At 39.9% G+C, this 17,060-nt stretch carries 13 protein-coding genes; 7 read left to right on the top strand and 6 right to left on the bottom strand.

Going from position 1 to position 17,060, the window contains the following annotated elements; all coding sequences use genetic code 11:
• Positions 1-125: 125 nt before the first annotated feature.
• From E4T92_RS07265 to E4T92_RS07290, 6 genes are all read right to left on the bottom strand, one after another.
• Positions 126-2,639: a GIY-YIG nuclease family protein gene (locus E4T92_RS07265; protein WP_135094082.1), complete on the bottom strand. Its 2,514-nt coding sequence runs from the start codon at positions 2,637-2,639 to the stop codon at positions 126-128.
• 106 nt (positions 2,640-2,745) lie between these two features.
• Positions 2,746-3,468: a hypothetical protein gene (locus E4T92_RS07270; RefSeq protein ID WP_135094083.1), complete on the bottom strand. Its 723-nt coding sequence runs from the start codon at positions 3,466-3,468 to the stop codon at positions 2,746-2,748.
• The gene (locus E4T92_RS07275) at positions 3,461-5,062 is read right to left on the bottom strand and encodes an Eco57I restriction-modification methylase domain-containing protein (protein WP_135094084.1); all 1,602 of its coding nucleotides are present in this window, start codon (positions 5,060-5,062) and stop codon (positions 3,461-3,463) included. The genes E4T92_RS07270 and E4T92_RS07275 overlap by 8 nt, the downstream gene beginning before the upstream one ends.
• Positions 5,059-5,715 (bottom strand): SAM-dependent DNA methyltransferase, encoded by a 657-nt coding sequence (locus E4T92_RS07280; protein ID WP_135094085.1) that lies wholly within the window; start codon positions 5,713-5,715, stop codon positions 5,059-5,061. Before E4T92_RS07280 ends, E4T92_RS07275 begins: the two co-directional genes overlap by 4 nt.
• A 319-nt stretch (positions 5,716-6,034) precedes the next feature.
• The gene (locus tag E4T92_RS07285; RefSeq protein ID WP_135094086.1) at positions 6,035-8,272 is read right to left on the bottom strand and encodes a TonB-dependent hemoglobin/transferrin/lactoferrin family receptor; all 2,238 of its coding nucleotides are present in this window, start codon (positions 8,270-8,272) and stop codon (positions 6,035-6,037) included.
• Positions 8,273-8,400: 128 nt separating this feature from the next.
• On the bottom strand, positions 8,401-9,123 hold the full coding sequence (locus E4T92_RS07290) for a lysine/arginine/ornithine ABC transporter substrate-binding protein (protein ID WP_135094087.1): 723 nt from the start codon (positions 9,121-9,123) through the stop codon (positions 8,401-8,403).
• Between the two features lie 224 nt (positions 9,124-9,347).
• On the opposite strand from E4T92_RS07290, the gene rbsD reads away from it, so the two are divergent.
• From rbsD to tnaA, 7 genes are all read left to right on the top strand, one after another.
• A complete protein-coding gene (gene rbsD, locus E4T92_RS07295; protein ID WP_135094088.1) occupies positions 9,348-9,767 on the top strand; it encodes a D-ribose pyranase in 420 nt (139 codons plus the stop codon).
• 13 nt (positions 9,768-9,780) lie between these two features.
• Positions 9,781-11,262, top strand: coding sequence for a ribose ABC transporter ATP-binding protein RbsA (gene rbsA / locus E4T92_RS07300; RefSeq protein ID WP_135094089.1), 1,482 nt, complete (start codon positions 9,781-9,783; stop codon positions 11,260-11,262).
• Between the two features lie 60 nt (positions 11,263-11,322).
• Complete coding sequence (gene rbsC / locus E4T92_RS07305; RefSeq protein WP_135094090.1) at positions 11,323-12,291, top strand: ribose ABC transporter permease; 969 nt, start codon at positions 11,323-11,325, stop codon at positions 12,289-12,291.
• A gap of 19 nt (positions 12,292-12,310) precedes the next feature.
• Positions 12,311-13,189, top strand: coding sequence for a ribose ABC transporter substrate-binding protein RbsB (rbsB, locus tag E4T92_RS07310; protein ID WP_135094091.1), 879 nt, complete (start codon positions 12,311-12,313; stop codon positions 13,187-13,189).
• Between the two features lie 74 nt (positions 13,190-13,263).
• Positions 13,264-14,184, top strand: a complete 921-nt coding sequence (rbsK, locus tag E4T92_RS07315; RefSeq protein WP_135094092.1) for a ribokinase — start codon at positions 13,264-13,266, stop codon at positions 14,182-14,184.
• Between the two features lie 28 nt (positions 14,185-14,212).
• Positions 14,213-15,214: a substrate-binding domain-containing protein gene (locus E4T92_RS07320; protein WP_135094093.1), complete on the top strand. Its 1,002-nt coding sequence runs from the start codon at positions 14,213-14,215 to the stop codon at positions 15,212-15,214.
• A gap of 339 nt (positions 15,215-15,553) precedes the next feature.
• The gene (gene tnaA / locus E4T92_RS07330; RefSeq protein WP_135094094.1) at positions 15,554-16,975 is read left to right on the top strand and encodes a tryptophanase; all 1,422 of its coding nucleotides are present in this window, start codon (positions 15,554-15,556) and stop codon (positions 16,973-16,975) included.
• Positions 16,976-17,060: the final 85 nt, after the last annotated feature.

Here is a 17,060-nt window from a genome sequence, read left to right on the forward strand (position 1 = left end):
TCGTGGGCTTTTTAGGTAGAAATATTCATTCAACCTTATGTATCTGCTACACAACGAACTATCTGGAACTAAGAAGTCGGGATAATACTCGAATTTTTGAGAAATCTACTTTTTAAACTCACCTACTACAACCCCCTCTCTTTACGTCGGTCAAACTCTTCCCTTGACATCGTTGTGCTAAATAAACCCACTCTGTCGGTATGCTTCACATATTCCAAACTACTGTCTTCATAGCGTTTGAATTTATACACCGCATCATTCATCAAACTTTCATTAAAGACGTTCAAATTCACTAACAATTCAAAATCTTTTTGAGTTAGGCCGGTTACTTTGTAGAACAATCTCGGTTCAAGTTGGGTAATGACATCCCGCAGGCAATGCTCTCGGTAGTCGGTCAGATACATAAATACGGGAATGCGTGTGGCGAATTTAATCAGTTTTTCCTGCACCTGTTTACGCAGAGATTTATACTCTTTTTCCTCCGCTGTTAGCTCTTTTTTCTCTTTTTCGGTTAAATTTTCTCCCTTCTCTTTTTTAGTCTTTTTCACCGCTTCCGATTTATTGATAATGGTTTCAATATCGTTATTTAAAGAACGAAATCCCTCAATATTCATTAGTGCTTTCATCGCCTTTTCATCGTCCATTAGGCGTTTTAAGGTGTCGTTATCCACGTTCACCAACAACGCACTTTCCCAACGGCGTGCCAGCATGGTGGAGGTGGTGCCGCTCATTGCAATATCCAACACGCCTGCCGCATCAATTTGTTTCATTGAACTGCCGTCATATGCCAACACGGGTAAGAAATGGATAAACTCTGCGACTTTCTGTTCAGGGTTGCTATTCACCGTATCCAAACGGCAACTGTATTCGGCAATTTGTCGCAAAGCACGGTTGGGGGCGAAGTCAAACACATAGCATTGTTGCTTCAAAATTTCTTCATTATTGGGGTCGGTATTATCATAGCCTCGCAGCACCCACGGCGTTTGCACTCGGAAAGCTGCCTGAAAATAGGTTTCAGGACTACTCGCATTTCGCAACATTAAAATTCCTGTCCACGGCGACACGGATACCCCTGTCGTTAATTTGCCGCACGAAAGGGTGATGGTTTTAGTGGCAAGCGGGTTATTGCTCATCGCTTTTTGCACGGGCGGCAAGGCGTCTAAGCCGATCCCAGCCTCACTGCCTGCCGCCACAATAATGCGGTATTGATGAAAAAATTGATTTTGCTTTTCCGCCAATAAATTCCGCATTGCATAACAGCTGGCGACATTCGGTAAAAACCAAAAAGTATGCAATAAACTGCCCAACAACCTCATATCAGAAAAAGGCATCGGTGGCTTTTCCGTGCCTAATTTTAAGCTATCCACCGTTAATTCAGGCAACTTATTTTGAATAAAATCCAACCATTTTTGCACTTCATTTTTATAGGTAAACGCTGCCTTCTCGCCCTGCCCTTTTGCCTCAAAAAATAAGTTTAAATCAAATTCATTAAATTCGCCTTTGCGTGCCACATCTCTAATGGAATCAGGCAGTTGATAGGTCATCATAACCATTTTTGGTAGTGATAAATAGGGATTTTTTCCTTGTGTTTCTTGCCACTGGGCTTTGGCTTTTTGTTCATCGGAATACGTCCAGTTAAAAATCTGTTCCTCAATAAATTCCCCAGAGGCAATGGCACGAAACGGCGTACCGGAAAGGTAGAGATAATGATGGGTGGTAATCGGCAATAATTCCTCATCAAAGTCTTTTAACGCCGCACTTTCGGCAAATTCCTGCTCTTTTTTATCTTCTTCGCCGTCAAACAAATCTTTGGCATTTTCCCGCCACGCCCCATAATGGTATTCATCAAAAATCACACAATCCCAATTGGTAGCATGAACCCATTCATTTTTGGCTTTAATCCCGCCGTTTTTGGTTCGCCCCAAATAATCTTGAAACGAACCAAAGCACACAAGCGGTCGGTTTTCGTCTATTTTTTGCAACTCACTGTCTCTTGCCACAAACTGCCAGCCCTCAAAGTCCCGATGATTGCGTAAATCCGCCTGCCACGCATCTTGCACTGCCGGTTTAAAAGTTAAAATCAACAGCTTCCGCCAGCCCATTTGCTTCGCCAACTGATACGCTGCAAAGGTTTTGCCAAATCGCATTTTAGCATTCCACAAAAAACGGGGTGCTTTACCCTGATTAAGTTTATCCCGTTTAAAACTCTCAAAATAAGCCTGTGTTTTCGCCACCGCTTGTGCCTGTTCAGGACGCATTGCAAAATTCAGCGTGCGTTTTTCCCTGTTTTTCACCCCTGTTTTCACTTCAATTAAGGCGGCTTTTAAGGTTGCCAAATCACATTCAAACCATTCGCCGTTAATCTGTCGTACGCCTTGCTTTTTCAACATCTTATGCACATCAAAATCTTTAAACAGCGAACCATTGTCCCGAATTGCCGCCTCTTCCAACTCAATTTTCCAGGTTTGTTCAGGCATTTTGACAGGATACTGTTCCTGCACCCGCTCCGCCGCCGTGCGAGTGGTGTAGCCAATTTTCAAACAATTTGGAAAAGTGCGGTCGGAATAAGCGTAGATTTTGGGTGAAGAAATTTCATCAAAGGCAATTTTGGGGGATTGAGGTTTGATTTGGTCGTTCATTTTGGGATCTCTTTATTTGAAAATTTGTAAGGACGCTATGCTCCCGTCCGTGTTAAAAAACAATAAATTTCAATGGGTTAATATTCAGGACACCAGCGTGGTATCCCTACCGATCACGTTGTTTTAAATTCGGTGGATTTTGCTGATCTTTACCAATATTTTCAGAAAGATACTGTTTATCTAAAATTAGTTTTAAATCATATTGAATTTCTTTTATTGATACTTTATTAATATAAAAATCTAGAAATTCTTTTTCCAAATATAAATAATCAGTCATTAAAAATGCAGCATTATTACCCAATCCATTAGGTGAAATTACTTTTTCTAACTTATCATCTAAACAATGTAAACTCACAAATTCCTTTACTATTTCTTTGGTTGTTGGTTCTTTATGCCACAAATTAACAGAATTAGAATTAGCACCACATTGTTTTGCTTTAAGTATCCTAATATTTCTTTTAAATTTCTCTATAATGCAATTACAACACTCATAGAAATTTTGAAATGAGCTAGGTGCTACTAATCCATTTCTTGACGTTGCAAAATGTATTGCTGTTTTTTTATCTCTAACCCATAAACATTTATATTTTTTATATTTAGGCGGATAAGCTACATAAAACTCACAATTATCAAGATCAATAGAGTTCACAATTCTGTCGCTATCTATATAATAAGTAAGTAAAAAATACTTTAAATCTTCAATATGTTTCACATTTACCACTTTACCATTATTAGTTTCTGCTTCATCTCGAATATTTCTTAGGTAATCTAGTAACGTTTTCTGGTTTATACTTTTTTCCATAGTCGGTAAATAGTAAAATTTAGCCATTTTCCACCTCCATCGGTCTTATCATTTTTTCAATAAATTCAATTTCATTTTGTGTTAATCCATATTTTTTATAGAGTTCTTCATCCGTCCAGGGTTTAGAAAAATCTTGTATAGGGACTAATTCATAAACACCTCTCGGTCCATTCTGAGTTTTTTTCTTAATAGATACTAAGTATCTAAAAAATTTAGTTCTGATATAAGTAATGATATTTAAACATTCTTCTTTAGAAAATTTATGCTTATCTGGATCATAGCCAATAACAAGATATGTTTGTGAACAAACACTATTCGGCTCCCCATAAAATGGAAATCCTAATACTTGTTCCATTCCACCATAAGCTGCTGGGATATAAACCTTATGCAATTCTTTTGTCTTAATATTTTTAGGAATTTGAAAATCATTAACCCAACCATAATTGACTTTATGATTCTGTTTATTTAAATAATATTTAATACTATATATAGAATCTTTATCCAACTTAAATTCTTTCCAAGATGATGTTAAATATGTTTTATTTGTAAAGAAATCCTTTGGACTAACTAGCGTTGAGAAATTGCGTTCTTCTTTTATGTAGTTCCCATCTATTTTATTTATTTTCTTCAAAATAGATGATAAATACCTATCTCTGATAACGATACCTAATCCTATTTCATTTAGATATCTACTTTCCAAGAAAGGCTCTACATCATCTGAATTTTTATATAAAAAATAATTAACTTTCCCTACATAGTTTTTACTCCAAATAAAATAATTAACTCCTCCTTCTGGAGGAGTACCTGTAAATATTCCTTTTGCACTAAGAAAATCATGTATTTCAATAAATTTATTAGAATTTAACATATCGTCTATCCAAACATCAGATATTCCCTCAGTTTGTCTTGTCATCCATCTACTAGGAACAATCATTACTAAATATTCAGGATTTAATTTTATTGCTTGCTCAATAAATTGATGATAAATAGCTTTTGCTTTAGAACTATTACCACCACTATTTCCTACACCAAGCTGATAGGGAGGATTACCTATAATTACATTAAATTTCATTTTATTTATATCTAATATATTATTTATTTGAGATGGATGAATAAAAGCATAAGCATGTGTTTCTAAATCACTACCGCGATCTAATTCACTTTGGTTAGCTCCACATTCACTACATCTACCATTTTGCCAATTATGTTCAATTCTTTTATAAAAAATATTTCCGTTTTCATCACTAAAGCTGTGGCAAATGGAATTTTCACTGTTGGCTTTTTTGGAACAATACAAGCTACGGCGTGAAATTAGGGCGGTGAGTTCGGTAATCGCAATGCCGTAAAGTTGTTGGGTGTAAATATGGTCTAATCTTTCTTGCAAATCAGGAATTTGCGTTTTTAAACCTTCAATTAACCGCTTGGCTATTTCACGCAAAAACACACCGGATTTGCACACGGGGTCAAGAAATTTGGCGTTGGGGTTCGTCCACAAATGTTCAGGCAGCCTATCCAGCATTTGATTAACCAATTCAGGTGGCGTAAACACTTCATCATTGGATAAATTCGCTAGGCAATTTAACACATCGGGGTTGTAGTTGAGTTGGGATAAATCGGTCATTTGCCTCGCTCCTCTTCTTGCTCAGGGATCTTTCCAAGTTCCAAAAAGTGAATTGGGGAATAGTCGCGGATAGGTTCAGGAATAAAGGCTTGCTCGCCCTTATCAGAAAACAGGGGCAGATCGCTTAGGTTTTCTACCAAATCACGGTACACAAAATCACGCCGTTTGATTTCGTTACCAAAGGGCAATTTCCATTCGCTGAAAATTATCGGCTGTCCACTTGAAGTTTTGAGAGAAAGAGCATCACCGCAGAGAATATTTTTGTTTAAAATAAATTCCACCGAGCGGATACAATCGGCTTTGTAGGTTTTGGGAAAGAGGCGTTGATAATTCTCAGTAAAGCATTCGAACAGCCGCTGGCGGCATTCCTTAACATTGTCTTCTTGGATATCAATGCCGTATAAACTGCCAACGGCAATCACGGCATAGCGTTCGTAGTCAAATTGAAGTTTTTTGTATTTTCGCGAAAGTGCGGTCAATTTTCGGCGTAAAATTTCAACTAAAAAATTACCCGTTCCGCAGGCAGGTTCTAAGAAAGTTTTGTCCGGATTAGTGGTTTGCTCGTTCACCAAATCAAGCATTGCATTGACTTCACGCTCGTTGGTGTAAACTTCACCGAAATCGGCAACCCGTTGTTTGGATTTAACTTGCATTGGGTTCCCCTTTTGAGTGGAAACCCCCTTTGTAATAGAAGAAAGGAAAGATTAGGTTAGGCGTGCGTGCGTGCGTGCGTGCGTGCGTGCGTGCGTGCGTGCGTGCGTGCGTGCGTGCGTGCGTGCGTGCGTGCGTGCGTGCGTGCGTGCGTGTTTATCATTGTTAAATGTACCATTTTGTTGTCAATAAATTACGGGTGGGAATTATAATTTTTAAAGAAATATCAATCAATATTCTTGATATTGACAATTGGGGGGGGTAAATATTTTTTCTATAAAAAAACCGCACTTTCATACTCAAAGTGCGGTCATTTTTTATTTAGAATTCGTAACGAACTCCTATGTTAAAGTTACGTCCCGGTCCGCTGTAGCGATCAGCATTTGCCGAAGTTATTGCAAGTGGGATACTGGCTGCCGGGCGACCTTGATCCTGTGTCGCTTTACTCAATAAAGCAAGATAGGAAATATCGTTCCAATTCCAATATTTTTTGTCGAATAAGTTATTGACATTAGCCGTAAAAGTGAGATTTCCGGTCGGTTTCCAATAAATCCCTAAATCAAATAGCGAGTAACCTCCGGTTGGGTTATAGAGATAAGCGGAAGATTGCTCAATATCTTTATCGGATTTACCACGACTATAAGTCCATTGGATATTTGCACCAAATTTTTCACCTTCGTAACCCAATCCTAGTTTGGTTTTGAGTGGTTGAATGCTGTTAATTGGGGTGGTTACGCCATTATTGGTTGCTTTACCACGTGAATAGGAAATCCCCGCCGTAGTATAGAAATCCTCATAGAAATTCCATTTAGCATCCGCTGTTATCCCGTAAACTTTGGCTTTATCCAAATTATCGTATTGGATAAAGCTGGTATAACCGGCTGTTGGTTTCGCAACCCAATCAATAAAGTTGTGGTAACGGTTGTAATAACCGGTCACTAAATATTGTAAGGCACTACTTTCACCTTTAAATCCAATTTCAAAATTATCCGCTGTTTCTGAGCTTAAATTCGGATTCCCCACCACGGCGACATTTGCAGTTTGAGGGCCCAGTCTTGGAATAAAATAACTCACACTTTCGAAGAAATATGAGGTTAATTGTTGTGGCGATGGTGTTCTCACCCCACGAGAGTATTGCATATAAGGGGTAAATTCCGGAATGGCACGATATTCAATACTTAATTTAGGGGCAAATTTTGTTTCAGAACGTTTCTCCGGTCTAAATTCAGCAATGACGCTATCATTAGAAGTGGGCTTCACTCGGTAGTGAATAAAACCCACTTGCGGTGTCACCACCAATTTACCGAAGGCAATTTCATCTTCGATATAGGCACTAAATTTATCCTGTTTGGTATCCGAAGTCGGTTTTCCATCAAAATAAGCCTGTCTGGAATTGCCATAAGCCGGGCGTTCATAATGCAGATAATTCGATCCTTTGGTATGGTGATAACTAAATCCATAACGCAGCACTTGTGGAATATTGCCGTCGATATAAGTCATTAAATTGCTCGTAATCCCATAGCTTTTATGTTTCACTTCTGACTGTTCTTGGCGGTAATTTCTCTCACCTAAGCGATAACGCTCATTTTCAGTTGAGGCATCTTGATAGTAAATTTGGGTTTTCGCATTTTGTAGCCAACCATGTTCATTATTATAATCGTGGCTAATAGAAAAACGGCTACGTTTTATGCGATCTACTGCATTACCTTGTGTTTGTACACCGGTTCTTGCATCAATATTGGTATCCGTAAGGGTTAATAAATTGGTTTTAGTTTTCTTACCTTGGTGTTCAAACGTCAAACCTAAGCGATTTTGTTCATTGAGTTGATAATAATGCTTGGTCAGCACATAGTTATTGTGAATATCCGCAGGATTTGGCTCTGTACGATCAATTCCCGTTCCGCCATTACTCCCTTTATTTTTAGTTTCATCGCCATTTCGATAGGTTGTCATCACCATCCCCTGATAATCACCCACTTTTACCGCTCCACCAATAGAACCATAAACGGAATTATCCACGCTGTTATAACCGGTTCCGACAAAACCACCTATATTTTTACCTTTTAATAAATCAAATGGTTCAAGCGTTGCAAAATTAACTTGACCGGAAAGGCTATTTGCTGAACCAGCATATTGTACATCTGCACTACGCAACCCACTTACATCAATATAATCAGTACGACCAAATTCCACACCATAAGAGATAAAGTGCTTGCTTTCCTGTGCTTCCGGAAGCGGAATCCCATCAACCGTACTGGTTACACGATTCGCCTGTAAACCACGAATATTCACACCTTCCCCACCGGAACGTGTACCTTCTAATTGGCTTACATTCACATCCATTTTATCCTTAAACAAATCCTTAACATCACGAGATTGTTTTAAGAAAATTTGTTGGCGATAAAGATGAGTATTGACTAATGCATCGCTGATCTCTGTATCTGCCACAACGATTTCATCCAGTTTTTCAACAGCCTGCTCTTGTGCAAATACCGTTGGATAGGCACAGCAAAGTGCGACCAATGTTGCAATTTTCGTTTTTTTATTTACTTTTTTCATAAAACAACCTTTTTATTATTGATAACAATTATCATTATACTGAGTTTTAAAAAAATTTCAGGTTTTTTTAATAAAAAAACCGCACTTGAATACTCAAAGTGCGGTCAATTTTTTATCAGTTTTATTGATTATTTTGTCATCCACTTATCATAAATTTTTTGATATTCGCCATTTTCCTTAATGGTTTTCAAACCTTGGTTCAAACGTTCTTGCAAAGCTTTATTGGATTTGTGTAATGCAATCCCAACACCACGACCAAAATATTTTTCATTTGTCACTTTTTCTCCGACAAATTCAATATTTGGCTCTTTCTTCATTATATCTGCCAACAATGCCGTATCACTCAACACAATATCAATCCGCCCATTTTGCAAATCTAAAATCGCATCTTGTAAATTTACATAAGATTTCGGTGAATATTGAGGGGTTTCAGCAACGGTATATTGTTGGAAAGTCGAACCGTTTTGCACGCCAATATTTTTCGCTGTCGCTAAATTTTCTTTGCCTTTCAATGCAATATAGCTTGCGGAACTATCATAATAAGGCTCACTGAATAAAACCTGTTTTTCTCGGGCAGGCGTAATATCAATCGCTGACATCGCTGCATCAAAGCGTTTTGCTTTCAAACTAGGAATTAACGAATCAAACGGCATAGTTTTAAAATGGCAAGTAGCTTGAATTTCTTTACAAATTGCCTGTGCAACATCAATATCAAATCCCACCAGTTCACCTTTTTCTGTTGTCATTTCAAAAGGTGGATAACTGGGCTCTGTGCCGAAGGTTAATTCCTCTGCATGAGTAATAACACTCACTGCACCGATAAAAATACCAAGTAAAAGTTGCTTCTTCATTATCATCCCCCTATGTTTGCTTGATTCAATATGAATATATATTAATTAACACTGCATATTTATTCAATAAATATTCATAACAACTTATTTTAAGTTGGTGTGATTATGGCATAAAAATTCTGTGATCGCTGTCTCAAATTTAAAATTTGCTCATTGTTTTTTTACTCACATCTTCTATTATCCAATCATCGAAACGTTTCGATAAACCTAAAAAGGATTTTTCGATGAAAAAAACAATGTTATTAAATGCACCACTTTCTCATCGCATTGCGACTTTAGGTCATACCGACAGCATAACTATTTGTGATGCCGGACTCCCGATTCCGTTAAATGTGGAACGTATAGATTTAGCCCTTACCGCCGGTGTGCCAAGTTTTTTACAAACCTTTGATGTTGTCATAAATGAAATGTTTGTGGAACGTGCTTTGATCGCCGAGGAAATCAAACAAAAAAATCCTGAAATATTGACCGCACTTTTAGCGAAACTCCAACAACTGGAAACCACTCAGGACAATCAAATTCAGGTGGAATTTGTGCCACACGAAACCTTTAAACAATATTCTCAACATAGCAAAGCGATTGTACGCAGCGGCGAATGTTCGCCTTATGCCAATGTGATTTTATATTCCGGCGTGCCGTTTTAACGAAGGTAAAATAATGGAAACCCTACTCAAAATCAGCGGTGTAAATAAATCCTTTCCCGGTGTGAAAGCGTTGAATAACGCTTGTCTGTCAGTGTATGCCGGCCGCGTAATGGCATTGATGGGCGAAAACGGTGCGGGCAAATCAACCTTGATGAAAGTGCTAACCGGTATTTATTCCAAAGATACCGGGACGATTGAATATCTTGGCAACGAAGTATCGTTCAACGGGCCAAAAGCGTCTCAAGAAGCCGGTATTAGCATTATTCATCAAGAACTTAATTTAGTGGGCAATCTCAGCATTGCAGAAAATATTTTCCTTGGGCGTGAATTTAAAACAGGCTGGGGGGCGATTAATTGGCAAAAAATGCACGCCGAAGCAGACAAACTGTTAGCACGTTTAGGCGTAACCCATAGTAGCAAAAAATTATGTTCCGAACTTTCCATCGGCGAACAGCAAATGGTGGAAATCGCCAAAGCGTTAAGTTTTGAATCTAAGGTTATCATTATGGATGAACCGACGGACGCCTTAACCGATACGGAAACGGAGGCTTTATTCAACGTTATTGCTGAGCTTAAAGCGGAAAAACACGGCATTGTTTATATTTCTCACCGTTTAAAAGAAATTTTCCAAATTTGCGACGACGTTACCGTTTTACGTGACGGGCAATTTATCGGCGAACGGGCAGTGGCGGATCTGACCGAAGATGAGTTGATTGAAATGATGGTGGGTCGCCGCCTTGACGAACAATATCCGCACCTGCCACAAGAAAAAGGCGACTGCGTATTGAATGTCGAACATATCAGTGGCAGTGGTATTAATGATGTTTCTTTTAAACTTTATGCCGGCGAAATTGTGGGCGTATCCGGTTTAATGGGTGCAGGCAGAACAGAGCTTGGCAAATTACTTTACGGTGCGTTACCGAAAACCGCCGGCAAAGTGCGGTTAAAAAATCAAGAGATTGAAAATCGCACGCCGCAAGACGGCTTGAACAACGGCATTGTCTATATTTCTGAAGATCGCAAAGGCGACGGTCTCATTTTAGGAATGTCTGTAAAAGAAAATATGTCGCTTACCGCACTTGAGCATTTTTCTCAAAAAGGGTCAATTCACCACCAAGCGGAAAGCATGGCAGTGGATGATTTTATTGCGATGTTTAACATTAAAACCCCAAGCCGTGAACAACAAGTGGGCTTGCTTTCCGGCGGCAATCAGCAAAAAGTGGCGATTGCACGCGGTTTGATGACCCGCCCAAACGTATTGATTTTAGACGAACCGACTCGCGGTGTGGATGTGGGCGCACGAAAAGAAATTTATCAGCTAATCAACGAATTTAAAAAAGACGGCTTGAGTATTTTGATGATTTCATCCGATATGCCGGAAGTGCTTGGTATGAGCGACCGCATTTTGGTTATGCACGAAGGCAAAATCAGTGCAGAATTTTCTCGTGAAGCAGCAACACAAGAAAAATTACTCGCCGCCGCCATTGGCAAATAGACTTAAAGTCGGTTTCAAAAGTGCGGTCGATTTTACGGATAAATTTTTAAGGTAAACATAATGACAACCCAAACTTCTCGTTTCCAATTTGGAAAATTTTTGATTGAACAACGTTCTTTTATTGCACTGATTATTCTCATTGCCATTGTGTCGATGATTAATCCAAATTTTTTCAGTGTGGATAATATTCTGAATATTTTGCGTCAAACCTCCGTGAATGCCATCATCGCCGTGGGGATGACGTTCGTGATTTTAATTGCAGGGATTGATCTTTCTGTGGGATCGGTTTTGGCACTCACTGGCGCCATTGCCGCTTCAATGGTCAGCCTTGAACTACCGATTTTACTTGTCATTCCGGCAACCTTGCTACTCGGCACAATGCTTGGCGGCATCAGTGGGATGATTGTCGCCAAAGGGAAAGTGCAAGCTTTTATTGCCACTCTTGTTACGATGACGTTATTACGCGGCGTAACCATGGTTTATACGGAGGGTCGCCCGATTACAACAGGATTTTCTGACAGCGCCGATGTATTTGCCACCCTTGGTACGGGTTATCTGTTGGGAATTCCGGTGCCGATTTGGATTATGGCGGTGGTGTTCGCGGTGGCTTGGTATATTTTGAAACATACCCCGATTGGGCGCTATATTTATGCTCTTGGCGGTAACGAATCCGCCACCCAACTTTCCGGTATTAATGTTAATAAAATCAAAGTGTTTGTTTTCGGTGTGAGCGGTTTTTTATCCGCCCTAGCCGGTTTAATCGTCACTTCCCGTTTATCTTCCGCACAACCCACCGCCGGCGTATCCTATGAGCTTGATGCGATTGCGGCGGTCGTTGTAGGCGGAACCAGTTTAATGGGCGGTAAAGGCCGTGTAATGGGAACACTGATTGGTGCATTGATTATCGGGTTTTTAAATAATGCCCTGAATTTATTAGACATTTCATCTTACTATCAAATGATAGCAAAAGCGTTGGTTATTCTGGTTGCCGTTTTAGCCGATAACTATCTTGGTACAAAAAAACTGTAACTCATTTTAAGGAGAAATTATGAAAAAATTGACCGCACTTAGTTCCGCCCTATTATTGGGTCTAAGCCTGTCTGCTACCGCTTCAGCGCAAGATACCCTTGCCCTTGCGGTATCCACGTTGGATAATCCGTTCTTCGTCACATTAAAAGACGGCGCACAACAAAAAGCCAATGAATTAGGTTACAAACTTGTGGTGCTTGATTCACAAAATGACCCGGCAAAAGAATTGGCTAATGTGGAAGATTTAACTGTCCGCGGTGCAAAAGTGCTGTTAATCAACCCGACAGATTCTGAAGCAGTGGGGAATGCAGTTGCGATTGCAAACCGTAATAACATTCCGGTTATCACTTTAGATCGTGGTGCTACAAAAGGAAATGTCATGAGCCATATCGCTTCCGATAATGTCGCCGGCGGTAAAATGGCAGGGGATTTTATTGCCCAAAAATTAGGTAATGGTGCAAAAGTGATTCAACTTGAAGGCATTGCCGGTACATCTGCAGCACGTGAACGTGGGGAAGGTTTCAAACAAGCCATTGAAACCCATAAATTCAATGTTCTTGCCAGCCAACCGGCTGATTTTGATCGAACCAAAGGGTTAAACGTAACAGAAAATCTCCTCGCCAGCAAAGCAGAGGTAAAAGCGATTTTCGCCCAAAATGACGAAATGGCATTAGGTGCATTGCGAGCAGTGAATGCCGCCAATAAAAAAGTGCTTATTGTGGGTTTTGATGGCACAGATGATGGCATAAAAGCAGTAAAAAGCGGTAAACTCGCCGCCACTATTGCACAACAACCGGATTTGATTGGCTCATTGGGTGTGATTACCGCTGATAAAATCTTAAAAGGCGAAAAAGTGGACGCTAAAATTCCGGTAGATTTAAAAGTAATTAGTGAATAATTACGTCATCACATACAATAACTGCCACAAACCTTTGTGGCAGTAAATTTACAACAATCAATAAGGGTTTCAACATGAATAAAAAACTTACCGTTCTTGGCAGTATAAATGCCGATCATGTCATATCCGTGCCTTATTTCGCCAAACCGGGGGAAACCCTCACCGGAAAAAATTATCACATCGCCTACGGTGGTAAAGGGGCAAATCAAGCCGTTGCAGCAGCACGTTTGGGGGCTAACGTGGCATTTATTGGTTGCATTGGAAACGATGGTATAGGTACATCAATGAAAAATGCTTTTACGCAGGACGGCATTGATACCGCCCATATCAATACGGTTTCGCAAGAAATGACTGGAATGGCGTTTATTCAAGTGGCTCAAACTGGCGAAAACAGCATTGTGTTAGCCCCTGGTGCAAATGCGTTTTTAGACGAACAAATCGTATGTAACGCTGAAGAACGGATTGCCCAATCAGATTGTTTACTGATGCAATTGGAAACCCCGATTTCCGGTGTAGAACTTGCCGCACAAATCGCGAAAAAACATAACGTACAAGTGGTGTTAAACCCTGCACCTGCCCAACCGTTATCCGATCACTTATTGGGCTTAATCGACATTATCACGCCAAATGAAACTGAAGCGGAAATCTTGACCGGCGTACGCGTAACGGATGAACAAAGTGCGGTCAAATCTGCGGAAGTTTTTCATCAAAAAGGGATAAGCTGTGTGATGATTACTCTCGGCGAAAAAGGCGTATTTATCAGCAGAGAGGGAGAACATCGCATTATCAAAGGTTTTTCCGTGCAAGCGGTGGATACCACGGCGGCGGGCGATACCTTCAACGGTGGTTTCATTACCGCTTTATTGGAAGGGCAATCCCTTGATGAAGCGATTCGTTTCGGACAAGCCGCGGCGGCGATTAGCGTAACACGCAAAGGCGCACAACCCTCTATTCCAAGCCGTCAAGAAACCTTAGAATTTCTCACGAACAACTAAAAGTGCGGTTAAAAATACGGGTGTTTTTATGGCAACGATGAAAGATATTGCCCGATTGGCAAAGGTTTCGACTTCGACGGTTTCTCATGTTATTAACGGTTCTCGATTTGTCAGTGATGAAATTCGAGAAAAAGTGATGAGCGTGGTAGCGGAACTGAATTACACCCCATCTGCCGTGGCACGTAGCCTGAAAGTACGCGAAACCAAAACCATCGGGTTGCTTGTTACTGCAACCAATAATCCTTTCTTTGCCGAAGTCATGGCAGGCGTAGAACAATATTGCCAACAACATCAATACAATCTCATTATTGCCACCACTGGGGGCGATGCCGGACGATTACAACAAAATTTACGGACATTACTTCATAAACAGGTGGACGGTTTATTATTGATGTGTGGCGACAGCCGTTTTAATGCGGATACGGAACTAACGATTTCTGTACCTTTAGTGATTATGGATTGGTGGTTCAAAGAGCTTAATGCCGATAAAATCCTTGAAAACTCAATACTTGGTGGCTATTTGGCAACAAAAACATTAATTGAAGCCGGACATAAAGACATTGGCATTATTACAGGCAATCTTAAAAAATCAGTGGCGAAAAACCGTTTAGAAGGGTACAAAAAAGCCTTGTCGGAAGCCGAAATCCCACTGAATGATGATTGGATCATTGAAAGCCATTTTGATTTTGAAGGGGGAAGTATAGGAATGCAAAAATTACTCGCTACACCACACCGCCCAACTGCAGTGTTTTGTTGTAGCGATACCATTGCTATGGGAGCATACTACATCATTCAGCAACAAGGTTTAAACATTCCACAGGATATTTCCGTCATTGGTTATGATGATATTGAACTTTCTCAATATCTTTTCCCTCCTCTTTCAACCATCAGTCAACCCAAAGCCGAATTAGGAAAACTTGCCGTAGAACTATTGCTCCAACGGATAAAAAACCCAAAGGAGCCTTACCAAACACTAACCCTAAGCCCAACCCTAAAATTACGGAAGTCTATTAAAAAATATAGAGGATAAAACTGAAACCATTTAAAATTTTTCGTGACAAGTATTATGTGACAAGCTTCACAAATTAAGAAAATAACAGATGACAGATTTTATTTTTGTATTATTCTGATCTAACTTCGCAGTCAGAAGTAAGTCGTTAGTAGTATTAAGTTTCTATTTTCTTACAAAGGATTTTAATATGCTTAACTTGCTTTCACCGAACCAAACTTGGGTGCTTATCGATCCAAGATTATCCTTCTATTTTCCATAGTCCGCCATCCTTTCTTTTTCTATTTACTACCATTCTATTTTCATTTTAGAAAATAATTTTTACTTAACTTAATCAAATTAATTTTTGAGGATTTTGCTATGGAAAATTTTAAACATTTACCCGAACCTTTCCGCATTCGTGTTATTGAACCGGTGAAAAGAACCACCCGAGAATACCGTGAAGAGGCAATATTAAAATCCGGAATGAACCCGTTTTTATTAGATAGTAAAGATGTTTTCATTGATCTTTTAACCGATAGTGGTACCGGTGCGGTGACACAAGATATGCAGGCTGCCATGTTGCGTGGTGATGAAGCTTACAGTGGCAGCCGTAGTTATTATGCGTTAGCAAATGCCGTGAAAGAAATTTTTGGCTATGAATACACCATTCCGACCCACCAAGGTCGTGGGGCGGAACAAATTTATATTCCCGTATTAATTGCCAAACGTGAGCGTGAAAAAGGCTTAGATCGCCGCAAAATGGTGGTGTTTTCCAACTATTTCTTTGATACCACACAAGGTCATAGCCAAATTAACGGCGCAACAGTGCGTAATGTGTATATCAAAGAAGCCTTTGATACTTCAGTAAAATATCCGTTCAAAGGTAATTTTGATTTAGAAAAATTGGAACAAGGCATTCAAGAAGTCGGTGCGAATAATGTGCCTTATATCGTTTGTACCATCACTTGTAACTCCGCCGGGGGACAACCTGTTTCCATCGCTAATTTAAAAGGTATGTATGAAATTGCACGGAAATACGATATTCCGGTAATTATGGATTCCGCCCGATTCGCTGAAAATGCCTATTTTATTCAGCAACGTGAAGACGCTTATAAAGATTGGACAATCGAACAAATCACTTACGAAAGCTATCGCTATGCCGATTGTTTGGCAATGTCTGCCAAAAAAGATGCCATGGTGCCAATGGGGGGTATTTTAGCCTTCAAAGATCAATCAATGGAAGAGGTTTATCATGAATGTCGAACCCTTTGCGTTGCACAAGAAGGTTTCCCGACTTATGGCGGTTTAGAAGGCGGAGCAATGGAACGTTTGGCAATCGGTTTACGTGACGGAATGCGCCAAGAATGGTTAGCTTATCGCATCGCACAAATTGAATATTTGGTTGCAGGGCTTGAACGCATTGGTGTAGCCTGCCAACAACCCGGCGGACATGCCGCTTTCGTGGATGCCGGTAAATTATTACCGCATATTCCGCCGGAACAATTCCCTGCTCAAGCCCTTTCTTGTGAACTTTATAAAGTTGCCGGTATAAGAGCGGTCGAAATTGGTTCATTTTTATTAGGGCGTGACCCAAAAACAGGTGAACAATTACCTTGTCCTGCCGAGTTATTACGCCTTACCATTCCGCGTGCGACCTACACCCAAACCCACATGGATTTCATTATTGAAGCCTTCCAAAAAGTGAAAGAAAACGCGGCAAATATTAAAGGATTAACCTTTACTTATGAGCCGAAAGTTTTACGTCATTTCACCGCACGATTGAAAGAAGTGGAATCATAAAAAATTATTCTAGAAAATGCAGTTCATTTTGAGCTGCATTTTTTATCAAAGACTTATTTCAATACATTGTTATTGATAAGGATTC

This window comes from Pasteurella sp. WM03 (assembly GCF_004570945.1).
Lineage (GTDB): Bacteria > Pseudomonadota > Gammaproteobacteria > Enterobacterales > Pasteurellaceae > Rodentibacter.